The sequence below is a fragment of the Falsihalocynthiibacter arcticus genome (assembly GCF_000812665.2).
Lineage (GTDB): Bacteria > Pseudomonadota > Alphaproteobacteria > Rhodobacterales > Rhodobacteraceae > Falsihalocynthiibacter > Falsihalocynthiibacter arcticus.
Genome location: NZ_CP014327.1, coordinates 3,589,726 through 3,604,106, shown reverse-complemented (window position 1 = coordinate 3,604,106; position 14,381 = coordinate 3,589,726). Strand labels below are relative to the sequence as shown.

Annotated in this window: 9 protein-coding genes, 1 pseudogene and 1 other annotated feature; of the genes and pseudogenes, 5 read left to right on the top strand and 5 right to left on the bottom strand. The window is 49.1% G+C overall.

The window, feature by feature from the left end; translation table 11 throughout:
* The first annotated feature begins 240 nt into the window (after positions 1-240).
* Together istA and istB are read left to right on the top strand one after the other, a co-directional pair.
* Positions 241-1,737, top strand: a complete 1,497-nt coding sequence (gene istA, locus RC74_RS17660) for an IS21 family transposase (protein WP_062628125.1) — start codon at positions 241-243, stop codon at positions 1,735-1,737.
* Positions 1,734-2,486 (top strand): IS21-like element helper ATPase IstB, encoded by a 753-nt coding sequence (gene istB, locus RC74_RS17655; protein WP_062628126.1) that lies wholly within the window; start codon positions 1,734-1,736, stop codon positions 2,484-2,486. The genes istA and istB overlap by 4 nt, the downstream gene beginning before the upstream one ends.
* A 211-nt stretch (positions 2,487-2,697) precedes the next feature.
* Here the strand turns inward: istB and RC74_RS21900 are convergent, their stop codons facing one another.
* Entirely contained in the window at positions 2,698-2,784 is an 87-nt protein-coding gene (locus tag RC74_RS21900) for a hypothetical protein (protein WP_236940088.1), read from the bottom strand.
* A gap of 276 nt (positions 2,785-3,060) precedes the next feature.
* Positions 3,061-3,483, bottom strand: a complete 423-nt coding sequence (locus tag RC74_RS22570; RefSeq protein WP_039003035.1) for a 3'-5' exonuclease — start codon at positions 3,481-3,483, stop codon at positions 3,061-3,063.
* 305 nt (positions 3,484-3,788) lie between these two features.
* On the opposite strand from RC74_RS22570, the gene RC74_RS17635 reads away from it, so the two are divergent.
* On the top strand, positions 3,789-4,430 hold the full coding sequence (locus RC74_RS17635) for a tyrosine-type recombinase/integrase (RefSeq protein WP_062628342.1): 642 nt from the start codon (positions 3,789-3,791) through the stop codon (positions 4,428-4,430).
* 497 nt (positions 4,431-4,927) lie between these two features.
* Here RC74_RS17635 and RC74_RS17630 read toward each other — a convergent pair whose 3' ends face one another.
* Complete coding sequence (locus RC74_RS17630; protein WP_156477511.1) at positions 4,928-6,388, bottom strand: MATE family Na+-driven efflux transporter; 1,461 nt, start codon at positions 6,386-6,388, stop codon at positions 4,928-4,930.
* 721 nt (positions 6,389-7,109) lie between these two features.
* Between RC74_RS17630 and RC74_RS17620 the strand changes: the two are divergent.
* Both RC74_RS17620 and RC74_RS17615 read left to right on the top strand, forming a co-directional pair.
* Positions 7,110-8,345 (top strand): annotated as a pseudogene (locus RC74_RS17620) (IS3 family transposase).
* Positions 7,391-7,507 (top strand) — a sequence feature (AL1L pseudoknot). It overlaps the preceding pseudogene by 117 nt.
* 399 nt (positions 8,346-8,744) lie before the next feature.
* Positions 8,745-9,800, top strand: coding sequence for a reverse transcriptase domain-containing protein (locus RC74_RS17615; protein WP_039001010.1), 1,056 nt, complete (start codon positions 8,745-8,747; stop codon positions 9,798-9,800).
* A gap of 392 nt (positions 9,801-10,192) precedes the next feature.
* Here the strand turns inward: RC74_RS17615 and RC74_RS17610 are convergent, their stop codons facing one another.
* Together RC74_RS17610 and RC74_RS17605 are read right to left on the bottom strand one after the other, a co-directional pair.
* Positions 10,193-10,687: a hypothetical protein gene (locus tag RC74_RS17610; RefSeq protein ID WP_039001009.1), complete on the bottom strand. Its 495-nt coding sequence runs from the start codon at positions 10,685-10,687 to the stop codon at positions 10,193-10,195.
* 7 nt (positions 10,688-10,694) lie between these two features.
* Entirely contained in the window at positions 10,695-14,087 is a 3,393-nt protein-coding gene (locus RC74_RS17605; RefSeq protein WP_039001008.1) for a DEAD/DEAH box helicase, read from the bottom strand.
* Positions 14,088-14,381 lie beyond the last annotated feature (294 nt).

Here is a 14,381-nt window from a genome sequence, read left to right as displayed (position 1 = left end):
AAATTCATGTCTCTCTCGGAAGTCGACCTAATCTCGCAGCAAAAGTGTAACCGACATAAGGCCATCCACAGTAAGAGATTTCTTTTAAGCACAATTATTTTCCGAACCCTTTTTCGGTGGCAAACATGCCGAACTGTAAAACGCGGAGCAATAATGGGCCACAGAAGCGGCTGCGTATCGCAGTTGTAGCGGAGTAAAAATCCGCCAGTTTGTGTCCTTCGTTTATTCGGAGGGCGGGAGATGTATTCTGTGGATATTTATAATCGTGTGCGCCGTGCTTGTTTGAAGGACGGGATGTCTACTCGAGAAGCGGCGCGTTATTTCAACAAGGATCGCAAAACGATAGCCAAGATGTTGCGGCATGAGCTCCCTCCTGGTTATCGGCGTTCAGAAGCCCCGCGTCGCCCAACGCTTGATGATTATGTTGGTGTCATCGATAATATACTGCGTACAGATAAGGCCCTGATCAAAAAGCAGCGCCACACCGCCAAGCGTATTTTTGAGCGTTTGAGGGATGAACACGGGTACGCGGGAAGCTTGACGACAGTGACCTATTACGTTCGCGAACAAAAGCGACGCACTAAAGAGGTGTTTGTACCGTTGTCGCATCGGCCAGGCCACGCGCAGGTTGATTTTGGTGAGACACTTGGCGTGATTGGTGGCGTGGAATGCAAGATCCATTTTTTTGTAATGAGCTTACCGCATTCTGATGCGGTGTTCGTTAAGGGATACCCTGCCGAGACGACGGAAGCATTCTGCGATGGCCATGTGTCCGCCTTTGCGTTCTTTGATGGTATTCCGCAGTCCATTCTCTACGACAACACCAAGATCGCCGTTGCGCGGATACTCGGGGACAGAACGCGTATTCGCACACGTCGGTTCACTGAGCTGCAATCCCATTACCTGTTCGATGACAAGTTCGGGCGACCAGCGCGAGGAAACGATAAAGGCAACGTTGAGGGCATGGTTGGATATACGCGTCGCAACTTCATGGTCCCTGCGCCGCGTTGTGACAGCTTTGATGATTTGAACGCCCATCTGGAAGCGAAGTGTTTAGCACGTCAGGACGATACTTTGCGCGGCCACACCCAAACCATAGGTCAACGTTTGGTATCCGATTTTGATGCGCTGATGGGGTTGCCCGTGGCGGAATATGAAGCCTGCGACCATGTCAACACACGGGCCACTTCGATCTCGATGGTGCGCTATCGCAGCAATGACTACTCGGTGCCGGTGGCTTATGCACACCACGATGTTCATGTGCGTGGGTTTGTACATGAGGTTATCATCGGCTGCGGTAACGAGATCGTTGCACGGCACAAACGATCCTACCTATCCGCGGATATGATCTTTGACCCGCTCCACTTCCTGCCCTTGATTGAGCAGAAGGTGGGGGCTTTGGATCAGGCAGCCCCTTTGCAGGGCTGGAATCTACCGGATGCCTTCGCCACCCTGCACCGACTGCTCGAAGCCAGAATGGGCAAACCGGGCAAGCGAGAATACGTTCAAGTTCTGCGCCTTTTGGAAACATTCGAGATGGACGTTGTGCAAGGCGCAATCCAGCATGCCATTGATCTGGGCGCTATTGGCTATGATGCCGTAAAACACCTTGTGCTATGCCGTATTGAGAAGCGGCCACCGCGATTGGATTTGGACTTCTACCCGTATTTGCCTAAGGCCAATGTCGGCACGACACGCCCATCCAGTTACATGAGCCTGCTGGGAGCCACGGCATGACAGATGCTCCCCAAATCCTTCTGCACCACCACCTCAAGAAGTTGCGCTTGCCAACGTTCCAAGGAGAGTACGCAAAACAAGCCCAAATCTGTGCTGCTGAGAATAAGGACCACATCCAATATCTGGCGCGTCTGTGCGAGATGGAGTTAATTGACCGCGAACGGCGGATGATCGAAAGGCGGATCAAAGCGGCGAAGTTCCCCAGCACCAAAAGCCTGGATAGTTTTGACTTCAAGATCATGCCCAGCTTGAACAAGCCACTGACGATGGACTTGGCTCGATGTGACTACGTGGATCGCAGAGAAAACATTATTGCCCTCGGCCCATCGGGAACGGGCAAGACCCACATAGCTTTAGGACTTGGATTAGCCGCGTGCCAAAGAGGGTTGAAAGTACGGTTCACGACGGCGGCAGCCTTGGTTCATGATCTGATAGAAGCCCAAGATGAGCTCCGATTGCAGCGCATGCAAAAGCAACTGACGAGCCAGAATCTGTTGATCATTGATGAATTAGGCTTCGTTCCTCTGAGTAAATCCGGCGCAGAATTGCTCTTTGAGGTGATCTCGCAGTGCTACGAACGTGGTTCCATCATCATAACCTCAAACCTGCCCTTTGATGAATGGACCGAAGTCTTTGGCTCAGAGCGGCTCACGGGAGCCTTGCTGGATCGTTTGACACATCACGTCCACATCCTTGAGATGAACGGCGAAAGCTATAGGCTCAAACACAGTCGTAAGAACCGCCAGTAGTCAAAACACATCAAGATCAGAACAATGTTGGCCCATGGGCCAACATGCGCTTTGGCACGCGTTAGCTATTTGGGGGCACGCGCACCAAAGCGCAGAACATCCGAGAACTCAGTGGACCAATTTTACGCCGCGATCTGGTCCCTTTTTACTCTGCGATTGACACCGAACTCTGATGAGCTATTCGTTGAAACTAAAATGGGCAAGAACAAGGCTATTGCAAAGTAAATTTGGATTTACCCGCGCATCGTGGAAACTTCACACAGCTCAAGAATTTCCCGTAGCGTCCGCTTCGCTCAATGAGCCAGCCATCAGAGCAAATAGGGCAAGCTTTGTAGCTTTTTCAGCATTCGCATATTGCGTCAGGTGCTCCATCTTTGCGGACGGGGAAGCCGCTGTCACACGCAGCGCAGGCAGAAATGGAATTCCCACAGAGTTCGGCGTGTTCGCATTTATAATAAGTGCCGCCATCACGTTTTGGCACAGGGAAAAGTTGTCCTTGGCATTCACCACAGATCAGTGACTTGGCCGATGTATCGTCATCAAAAACCAACCCATATTCAGGGTCTTGCTTTAGCTAGGCGACAAATTCTGAAGGACGTGCTGCTGATGAAACTAAGGTCAAGCTTTCCCTCGCTCGCGTCATGGCAACGTACATGACGCGCCGCTCTTTTGCATGTGCAAAGGGTTCAGCCTCCGGCGACACCATTGTTAGCAGTGGGTCATCTACGATCTCTGACGGAAAGCCCGAACGTCCACGGTTGAGTTGTAGAGGAACGACGTGATCTGCTTCGAGGCCTTTGGACGAATGGATCGTTTTGAAAGTGATATCGAGTTCAGGATGCTTGCTACGGAGCCGGTTCAAATTGTCCGGCGCAGAATGTCTGTAGCGCCCGAGGAGCAGTACCGACGTTCGGCGGCGCTGTTCCTTTGCTTTGACCTCAAGTCGCGATAATACTTCATTAAGTTTCTGGTCGCCATTATGTTGGAACGCAGACACTACATGTATTGTTGGCTCGACCGTTGTTCCAGCAGGAATTACCGTCTTCACCAATTGTGTTGGGTTCTTCCAAATAAAATTTCGCGCTGCAAAAGCTATCTTGTCGACAGACCTGAAAGTGCGGCCATGAGACCTTGATTGCAAGTGGGTCTACGGTGCTTGGCGAGGTTGAGGATCTCGAAGAAGCTCTCATAATACCTCTGTGGTCGTTTGCGCAGATGAGGGCGTTGAAATGACGCCGCGTAGCATTCTGCTGCGCGAAGAGCATAACGGTCGCAACTATTAATCGAGATTTGACTGCCTTCATGAACCTTATGAAATCGATGAAAAATGCTGGGTGGATCGATGTAAATCCGGTTCAGCTTTATGAAAAGCAAGGTATGAAGGAAATATTGCCCGACATAATTTTGCCAACAGAGAAGTGCCTTCAGAAACTTTCTGACCGAGCGCCGGGCACACTGACCCATTTCGCACATTTTTTAAATGTTACAGGCGGACGTGTGACGGAAATGGCAAAACTCCAATGGTCAGATATCTCTGGCATGGGAACCCCGATCGAAGGCCGCGTAGAGGCTGTGCTGCGTCATACGAAAGGTGGGAAAATTCGCACTATAGCATTGCGCCAAGAGGCCATCGATATCCTCATCAAAATCCCTCGCTCGAACGCATCACAGTTTGTGTTCTGGAACGGCACAGAACATGGTTTCTACAAGGATCCTTCGAACCTGTTTTGGGAATACGGCCAAGAAACCGGATTTAACGCGCGCCTTCACGATCTAAGGCATAAGTTCGCCATTGAACGCTTAAAGGAGGGGTGGTCAATTTACAGGGTGCAAAAGTATATTGGGCATGGGTCTGTGTTGACCACAGAGCGCTACTATCTGAGGTATCTGTCGGATGCGCAACAAGCGTCGGTGCGCGCTGATGGAGACAACGGTTTCCGATAAGGGTCTACAACACCGTGAAATTCAAAAGGGATCTTGCCGGCGCAGGGTCCCTTTTTGTTTTGCGGGTCGTGCTGTTTTGGGAAGAAAAGGGGGCATAGTCGGCGCCATCGGAGCGCTGAAAAAGCGTCATAGTATGACACCTTTTGGTGTAAATGTTGAAATTGGCCTGATGTTTGGCTTGCCCGTGAAAGGGTGTATTTTTGTTTAATTTCAAGAAGATACTGGCGGAGAGACAGGGATTCGAACCCTGGGAACCCGTTAAGGCTCAACGGTTTTCGAGACCGTTTCAGATGGAATGCTCGGTAATTAATGGCCAGTAAAATAAGGGGTATAATAAGTCACTGAAAGGCACAATCGGCATAGTTGGAGGGGAGGGGTGTCATAGTAAGTTGTCATAGACAAGGCCGCATAGGTCCGGTTCGAGCCCCAACTGCCGATACACAACTGGAAAGTTGTATGTCGGGAGCTGGCTCAGGAATATTCCTGCAGTTCCTTCTTCAAAACCCTCCGGATTTTTGAGGGCTCTTTTCTGAGGCGACATTGAAATAACCAGCGTTTTTGAATTGCCAAAGGGTGAGTGCACTGTCGACCAAAATTCCACCACCAAACAGTAAGGCAATACTCTGAAGGCCGGGAGCAAAGAAACCCGTTTGATAAGCAACAAATGCTATCCCGTAATAAAAAATGCTAACAAAAAGTGACTGGTAAAGCAATAGATCGGTGCGTCCCCTTCCATAAAAGAAACTGTCGAGGACATGGTTGAAGGCAAAAACGACGTAAAAGCCAAGCATCAGTAAAGTCAGTGATAGAATTCGTTCCGGCTCGTCAGTGCCGAGCGCATTTTTAAAGAACCATAACCAGCCTGGTATTGTAACGATCCAAACCCCGACGATGATCGCAATGAGCCAAAGATAACCTGTGAAGCGACCTTCGAGCTTGCCACCATTATTGCCAGCGTCCTGACGAATGAGTGTGCCCAAAGCTAAAACCGGTAGGAGAAGCCATCCCCAGATGAAGCTATTCGTAACCCAAAACAAACCGGCTTCATTCACCTCGTTCATTAGACGCAGGATCATCAGCGAAAACGCGAGGTTTCTGACGGCGGATTCAATGCCAGATCTGGCGGCAATCCGAAGCCAGCGGCGCATCCACGCGGAAGGCTTGCGCAGCCGTGGTCTTTCAAACATTTCTGCTCTTAGGAGAATGAATACCGTTGGGAGGAGAAGGCAAGTAGCTACAGAAATGTTGGTCATCGCGACACCCTGGACGCCAAGATGAAGTGAAAAATCAAACTGCCCGACAAACAAACTGTCAAATGTAATCATGAGAAGGGCTCGTAGTATGACCAGGGCGATCAATATGCGTTTCCAAGCGAGGGCAACGACGATAATGATGGCAATGTCATTGAGCACACCAATCATCTTTCCTATGGTTTCGAGTCGGATATAGCGTGCTGTCATATCCTGCAGTGCTTGTTGTTGCGACATGGCCTGCGTCAACCAATCAGCTCCAAACAGAATTCCGAGCGTCAAAAGCCCATAGGCTACAAGAGTAACAATTATTGCAATGCTGACGCGCTTGCGAAGTTCAGAGAGGTTGTGGATTACCTGCCCGAAGACGAAATATAGCGGCATGAGAATTGCCTCTTGCACGACTTCGTAGGCCAAACCAAGCCATGACGACTGCGCAGCGATACTGACACTCCATGTATCCGGAAGTGTATTTAAGTAATAAATCCGAACAGTAGAATAAACGGTTGGTAGGAGAGCCGTAAGTAGTATTGCAATCCAGAGTCCATAATTGATGAGGCGGAGCGATGAAAACAAAGTTTTGCCTAATTGATTGAAAATATTTGAAAAATATAAGGTGGGGTAGGAGCTCTGCCAATGGAAGTCAAACCGGTTTTCAAGGGAATTTCTGCCTTCTCCAATCGAAATATTAGGCCGTTCCCTGGGCAAGGAAGGGCACTCTGCCGCATCTATTCAGCACGAAGAGGCCAAGGTCGAGGGTCGTTTGAAGCTGTCTGCACATTGGGTGAGGGGGCATCTATTTCTGTCGAGGAACGGAAAGCTCACTTGGCGGAAGCCACATGTTCGTGGTGAGGGCGTTGCAATAACGAAACCGCGCCATTTTACATCATAAGCGATTCCTGCAGCTGAGTGTTTTCCTAAATGATGCCCGCCACTGGAGTAAACGTTTCTATACATCGTGACCGTGAGCTCCCAATTTAGACTGTTTACCTTAAGGCATTAATAAGTATTGTCTTTATTGAAGTTACTCGTTTGATTTTGTTGAATTTTGTCAGAAATTTTCCAATAGTCGGTCCGTGATTAAGAGGAAGAGTTTGTTTAAAAAAATCTATCAAGGTTGGTCGTCGATTGCCTTTCAGCGGAAAAGGAGCAGCGAGTGGCCTTAGGGCGTGTGTCACCAAATGCCATGGTTAGCTTGAATTTTCTGCTCTCCCCGCACGTTAGGAGAGCAGAAAAGTGGGTTCACAAAATTTTTGGCTTATCTGGCGACGAAGCCCAAGGTCCCAGAGTTACCAATATCTATGTTATTCTTGAATAGCTTCCACCCTGTCACAAGCCGAACAATCTGCCACACGAGAAGGACTGGTATCAATAACTGAACCGTCCCCTGTTTGCCGGAGGCTCCAACTCATGAGTAGGATGGAGCATCATGAACAAGACAACAAACAAGTATACTCCAGAAGTCCGCGAACGTGCGGTACGGATGGTTTTAAATGGCGAAGCGCAGCATGAAAGCCGTTGGGCGGCGATTGTGTCGATTTCTGCGAAGATCGGCTGTGCGGCGCAAACACTGAACGAATGGGTCAAGAAGGTCGAGGTTGATACCGGCCAGCGTGGTGGCATCACAACCGAGATGGCGGAGAAGACGAAGGCATTGGAACGTGAAAACCGCGAGCTGAAGCAAGCCAACGAGATCCTTCGCAAGGCCTCCGCGTATTTTGCACAGGCGGAGCTCGACCGCCCGTTCAAGAAATGATCCAGTTCATCGAAGATCACCGCGATGATCATGGGGGCGAGCCGATTTGCAGGGTTCTGCCGATTGCCCCAGCCACTTTCTATGACAACATGGCCAAGCGGGCCGATCCGTCCCGCCTGTCGGACCGTGCTAAGCGCGATGCTGAACTCAAGCCCGAGATCGAACGGGTCTTTGAGCAAAATCTCAAAGTCTACGGCGTGCGGAAGGTCTGGCATCAGATGCACAGGGAAGGCTTTGATATTGCGCGCTGCACAGTCGCACGTCTGATGAAAGACAGATGAAAGACATTGGTATCGAAGGCGTCATTCGTTGCAAAAAGCCAAGAACGACGATCCCTGACAAAGCGTTACCTTGTCCACTGGATAGGGTAAACCGGCAGTTTCATGCGTCTGCGCCAAACGTCCTATGGGTCAGTGACTTCACCTATGTCGCCACGTGGCAAGGTTTTGTCTATGTGGCCTTCGTCATTGATGTTTTTGCGCGACGCATCGTTGGCTGGCGCGCAAGCCGCACAGCCAATGCAGGCTTCGTTCTCGATGCTTTGGAGCAGGCCATTCATCAACGCAGGCCAGCACAAGATCAACTGGTGCATCACTCAGATCGCGGATCGCAATATCTGTCGATCAAATACACCGAACGACTGGCAGAGGCGAAGATTGCACCGTCAGTCGGCAGCGTCGGGGCTTCCTATGACAATGCCTTGGCCGAAACGATCAACGGTTTATTCAAGGCCGAAGTCATCCACAGGCGTGGGCCATGGCGTAACTTTGAGGCCGTAGAATACGCCACCCTGGAATGGGTCGATTGGTTCAACAATCGCCGCCTGCTGGAGCCTATAGGGAATATCCCACCAGCTGAACAGAGGCAAACTTCTATGCAGCTCTGGAAAGATCAGACATGGCCGCTTAACTAAGATAAATCAGCCTCCGGCAAACAAGGGGCGGTATTATTTCAGATGCAGAAAATGTCCTCCGAGAAGGAGACCATTTGCAGAAAATTTTGAACGCCATGGGCGATGGCCTATCGAGGCTTGACGGATAGCGTTGATCTCGAACACTTGAACGGTACGGAGTTTCTTGGGCAGGGTGCATTATTGCATAAAAAAACTCGCCCCCCAAAGTGGATGATGCTACATTCTGTACGAATGGCGGCTGCCTTGTGATGGGCTCGTCAAATCTAATACGAGCTTTACCAAGTGTTTGTGGCTCACCGAAGAGCGTGAAACTCTGAAGGAAAACGCATCGGATCATGCAAGAAAATTCTCGGAACCGTTGACTTTTAAAAACGATTATTGGACGTAAAATTAAGATGATATTTGGTTCAGATGACCGTAAGGTCAATATCCTCGAAGAGTACCCCACTCTCTGTCAAGTTTTAGAAGTATCTCAGGAAGAAGGAAATTGCGATTGTGAGGTAAGCTATAATAGCTTTATTATTAAATCACGCCGATCAAAAAAGTATCGAACAATCGACGCACCTTGCCCACACCTCAAATCGATACAACGAGCACTTCTTGACAGACTCCTGGCCTCTGTGCCACCTCATGACGCGGCTGCGGCTTTCGTTCGCGGAAAATCAATCGCGATGAACGCCCAACGGCATCATGGAGCATCACATCTTTTCACGACAGATATTCGATCGTTCTTCCCTTCTGTTAAAGATTCGCATGTGAGAGAGATGCTTAGAATACACTTCCCGCATTTTTCACAGGTTTTTTGTGAGGAAATAATTAGTCTTGTCACAAATGGCGGGCAGTTGCCGCAGGGTGCTCCAAGCAGCCCTCACATCGCTAATCTTGTTATGTCCAAATTCGACGAACGTTGCCAAGAGGCCTCTGATAACCTCAAGACAGTTTATACTCGCTATGCTGATGACATTAGTATTTCGTCAAATGATGCGGCATCTCTTCGCCGAATGGAGAGAGTTGTAAGGATTGGGCTTGATGCACTGGATATGGAAATCCATTCGGAGAAAACAAGGCATCTTGGCCCTCAACAGACTAAACTGGTAACGGGGCTGGATATAGGTGGTTCTCGCATTCGCCCGACACGTGCTTTTCGCAGAAAGACGTCTGCACTTGTGAGGATGTCCGTGAAATATCCAGGAAAGATGAATCGTCACCGAGATACGATCCGTGGCTACCTCGCATTCTGGTATGATATTGATCCGATCGACCCCCAGCTTCCAAGTCTATTGAATCAGATGGCATTGCACCGCTGGGAGGTACGGTTGCGCGCTGCCCAAGAAACAAACCAAAGGCTCTTGCCGATCCAGCCAAATCCCTTACAAGGCAGGACGCAGACCAATGGGTATACGAAGGTCCGCAGTAACATTGTTAGTTTGTTTAAAAAACTGCGTGATTAGCTGTGGCGCGCGAATCTGCCGCCCAAGCCAAGTCGGTTGAATTGTGAAGGCTATGCCACGCCAAAGGCAACCAGTGTGTACATACGGCGCATCGCGCCGGGGACACATTATCGAAGCCGGCCGATAGACCGACAGCTTGCCTTTGGCGCTTAAATAGTCGGTAAATATATTGGGAGAATAGTTCAAGTATCCTTTGTAATGTCCGCGTCTAAACCTACTGCTTTCTTCGCAGAGGTATTTTAAGCACGGATTTCACCCCAAAAAGCAGTTAACTGTATGTAAGTAAATAAGTTTTATTAGATCTGTCAACAAGTAGATGAACAGAATAGGGCGAATTCAGTCAAGTTTTTTTAGATTGCAAAAAGAAAATTCCTCTGGCTCAAGTGGCGGGATCATCGTCCCCGGCGACCAAATAGGGTCTTCGGCATTTCCGCCACTATTTCTGATTTCAAGTCAGCGATCCGTTTGTCATATCCGGAGAGACCAGCCTCTACGCTGTCGCGAAGACTGGCACGCGTGTCTTTTAACTCTTCGCGGAACCTCTCGGTCAAACGTGCTTCGAGATATTCAGAAATGTCGTCGAGTTTCTGTGAAACAATAAATTCGGTCTGGCTTGGTAATCTCTCTGTAGCTTCTTTTAGCCCAGTAAGCTGTGCGCTTGCTTGTATGGTGAACGCGGTTTGTGCTTCGATAAGTTGTGTGACCGCAACAGACAGCTCACTGATAGCACTACTACTGTCTGTGATCAGGAGCGATATATTCGCCCGCTCCGAATCCATTTTGCCGAGAATACCTTCCAGTTTTTCCAAACGTATAATTGTTTCACTGAGCTTTTCTCCTGCGCCCTTTATACGGTCAACTGCATCGAACCCATCTTTGAATGTCATGTCTGCCTCATATTATTGCAGCCAGTTTGTCGGCCAATCTGATATATAGTTCTTTCTCCACGGCTTGAGCCGGAAGGTCATCATAAATATTTATAAGTTCTTCGGTCTCCGGGCTGTCCGCGACAAGTAACTCTCCTATTAGTTCTTGGGAGGAAGAGCTTCCGGATGCCAACAGATTAAGTAGAGATCGCCCAGACCCATTCCAAAATGATAACACTCCATTTGGAAGAGCGTTTTCCAATCGTTTACCCGCATCTCCGACCAACAGGCCTTCGCCCACAATATTTAATGATGCTGCTGCAAGGTTCAGACCGGGGCTTTCATTCGTCCCCTCAAGCTGTCGTGAAAGTTGGGCTGAAAGGCGGCCTATTGCCGCTGGTTCTTTAAGTTCCAAGCTGCCTGGTGCAATTAGTAACTGACAGATAGATTTCGTCGCATCTTCGATAGACAAATCCTTGAGTGCTGAAAGGCTGAAAGCATCGTTGTCCACCTTGAAAAAGGCTTCTAAGCGATCACGAAATGCGTCGGCATCTTCTGGAGTGAAGTCTGCGCATTCACGGTAAAGGTTCCATGTCGACTGGAGGCGACTCAGCGTCTGCGTCTTTCGAATCCAGGAAAGGAGGTGTTTGGAAAGTGCCTTCCAATCGGTGTTTTGACCCCTCAAAGCCTCAATCGCTCGCATGTCTTCTGTTGCGGCACCCAAACCAACGACCGCCTGCATCCTCGCAAGAACTATGGTGCAAGAGGGTTCAAATTTTATGTTGGTACGTCGAACATAAACACTTTGTATCCCTCCATCGTCACGGCCCCAGTCGACTACACTCCATGGTTCAATGAGGCCCATTTGATACAATCGGAGCAGGCAGACCTGAAGACGCTGTCCGGTCATGGATGCGGTTCCAAGCTTGAAACGTTCAAGCACTATGCCGTCTTGGTTGAAGTGTCGGATGATTTCGTGCAGTTTCCCAACAAGGGCCAGCTCTTCACTCAACCCAATATTTCCTTGGTTGTGAAACCATAGCTGGTTGCGGAGGTCACCGTGGGCTTGTTGGGGGCTTTGGTTGAGAATCCCGTCTAAAGCATCTGGGGAATTATCTTTTTCGAGCGATGACCAAATATCTTCTGGGGGATCCCTTTCGGGGACGAAAAGTAAATGGCAAAAAGCCGGTTCTCGATCCCGCCCTGCGCGTCCTGCTTCTTGATAAAACGCTTCCATTGAGCTTGGCATGCCCGCATGAAAGGTGTGTCGGACATCTGGCTTGTTTACACCCATTCCAAAGGCCTTCGTGGTCACTATGACATCGAGTTGACGGTGTTTCCAAGAGGCCTGCACTGTCTTCTTGTAGTCCTCATATGTTTCGGGATGTGGCAGATTATCGTCTCGCATCCACTTTGAAGCAGTTGAAATGTCAATTTTATTTGGTTTACTACCAGAAAAGAGACCGATGCGAAGAGTTGGAAAGGCCTTAGCTAATGCTTGGGCACATTCCAAAATTCCGTTCTTTCCGTTCACGTAACGTGAGAAAATATGTGTAGGTGGAAATTCTTTGCCATCACTCTTCTTTTGGATTTCCTGAATTTGTTGACACATTGCCTGAGGGTCACTTCGCCGCTTCTGGATGTCGAAATTTAGCTCGGAACGGCTTCGATGCATCTCGTAGGCGACCATTTCGTCCGAGATATGCAATTCGCTTTGAATGTCTCTCAGGACATTTACGCTTGCCGTTGCGGTTAGGCCCATGACGGGGGCTTCAGGGGAAAGTCGTCTAAGGCTTCCCGCCAAGGTTATGTAAGAGGGGCGGAAATCGTGGCCCCATTCGCTCAAGCAGTGAATTTCGTCGATGACGAACATTCTAAGCCCGCGAACATTGTCGAGAACCTTGACACTATCGCGGAAAGCCTCTGTCTGAAACCTTTCCGGAGATACAAAGACAAATCTAAATTCGCCACGTTCCATTCTTTCGATTACAGCGCTTCGCTGTTTAGCAGGCATGTCGCTGTCTATGTTTACGACTCTTCCACTAAATCCAGCTTGGATTAGTTCGGCGCAGTGGTCTCGACCAAGGGCTTTGATTGGGACAACCACTATTGTCGTACCTTTGCGCAGAATAGCGGGAATTTGGAAGCAGAGTGATTTACCTCCACCGGTGGGCATCAGTCCAAGTGTGCTCTGTCCTGCAATAGCGTTTAAGATTAAGTTCACTTGTCCTGGGCGAAAGTCTAAATGGCCGAAGATTTTTCTATTGAGTTCAACGAGGTCACTCTCTTTTGGAGCAATATCGGTGTCGGTACAATCTCGTGTTGGGAGATTGGATACTCCGAAATATGGCAAGTATCCGCCATGCCCGTCTGGACAATCTTGAACAGGTGCCGTGCGAACCGTGATCTGTTGAGCGAGGTTCGTTCTGTCATCAACGCGGGAGAACAAAGCTATATCGAAAATTAAGCCGCCGTCGTTCAACTCGATTTTTGGTTCGGAGAAAACGGAACCTGAAAGGCGTGCAAAGAGATCGAAATAGCCGAATAGCTCGGATAGTGCGGCACCCACCCAATCCCGATCTGGGTCACTGACGAAGTCTTGCCTTACATCAAGGTGCCAAGTTTTTTCAGTTAAGTTGATTTGAGCACATGAAATAGCCAGCATAACAGCTATCTGTAAGCGAATTGATGCCGTCAATTCAAAACGCAACGAGGGAGCGTCCGCCGCGCCTGACTTGTGAAATATACGATATGGCGGGAGCTGTGAGCTTTGTTCACAATGCTCTCGAAATGTACTCATGAAGTTTTTGAATGCCTTGTTCTTGGCGCGCATATCCTCAGTCCGAAGTCGCAAGGTGGCAATGCTTCTCTCTGCCAAGAAACGGTCCCGAGCTCTGTCCTTCGCGGCCTGTTCTGGCGCCCCGTGTTGCCCACCGTCTATCTCAATTACAAGATTAGCCTGAGGCAAATAGAAGTCGACCAACTCGCGATTGCTCCCTCCTATGAGTGAAGCGGGTGCATTTAGCATCGCGAACAATGGATACTCAGGAACTATTAGGCATTGCACAAAAGCAAAATCACCAAGTTCATGGGGAAGAATATCTTCGAAGAACTCCTTGGCTGGGTTGTACCCTTCGTTGTTGCCCTTGATCGTCTGAGACCAATCTGGGGCCTTTCCCCCGATCAGGACAAGTTGCTCTTTGCTAAGGGATTCCCTGTCAAACCCCAATGAGTTTTGAAGCGTTTCAGACGGTATTGTTGGGGCGCCCCGAGTAAGAATGTTAAATGTGGAAGAAACGAAATCCGGAACATAGGAAGAAGCTGTTTCGAATCCGCCGACATCGAACAGCATATCACCTGAAAAGTACCCTGCGCGAAATTGGATCTGTTTGCTACGGGTTGAAACTGAATTAACTATCATAGTAGCGTGCCTTCGGCGCGGTTATATTGTACAAAACTAATCCGGTTCAACAACTGATTAGATGTGGAAATCGATAAGGGCGTTTTAAATTGAGTTATTATGATTATTAACTTCATTATCAATTACTTGCGTCTGCAACAAGCCTTTCGAGAGTTAGGTTTCAATAGAGACACAAAGTAATCAAACTTCTGATACGAGCCGAGCCGATTTGACGTCCGACAAAGCGGCTCGGCTGAGAGGATAGCACCTTGTAACCAAGCTCTGCTGTATCAACGAAAGCTTTCGCAGTTCCGG

What these genes read in the sequence shown, in the direction of transcription:
- istA (WP_062628125.1), top strand. Translation starts at nt 241, where the DNA reads ATGTATTCTGTGGATATTTATAATCGTGTGCGCCGTGCTTGTTTGAAG.
- istB (WP_062628126.1), top strand. Translation starts at nt 1,734, where the DNA reads ATGACAGATGCTCCCCAAATCCTTCTGCACCACCACCTCAAGAAGTTG.
- RC74_RS17635 (WP_062628342.1), top strand. Translation starts at nt 3,789, where the DNA reads ATGAACCTTATGAAATCGATGAAAAATGCTGGGTGGATCGATGTAAAT.
- RC74_RS17615 (WP_039001010.1), top strand. Translation starts at nt 8,745, where the DNA reads ATGATATTTGGTTCAGATGACCGTAAGGTCAATATCCTCGAAGAGTAC.
- RC74_RS17610 (WP_039001009.1), bottom strand. Translation starts at nt 10,687, where the DNA reads ATGACATTCAAAGATGGGTTCGATGCAGTTGACCGTATAAAGGGCGCA.
- RC74_RS17605 (WP_039001008.1), bottom strand. Translation starts at nt 14,087, where the DNA reads ATGATAGTTAATTCAGTTTCAACCCGTAGCAAACAGATCCAATTTCGC.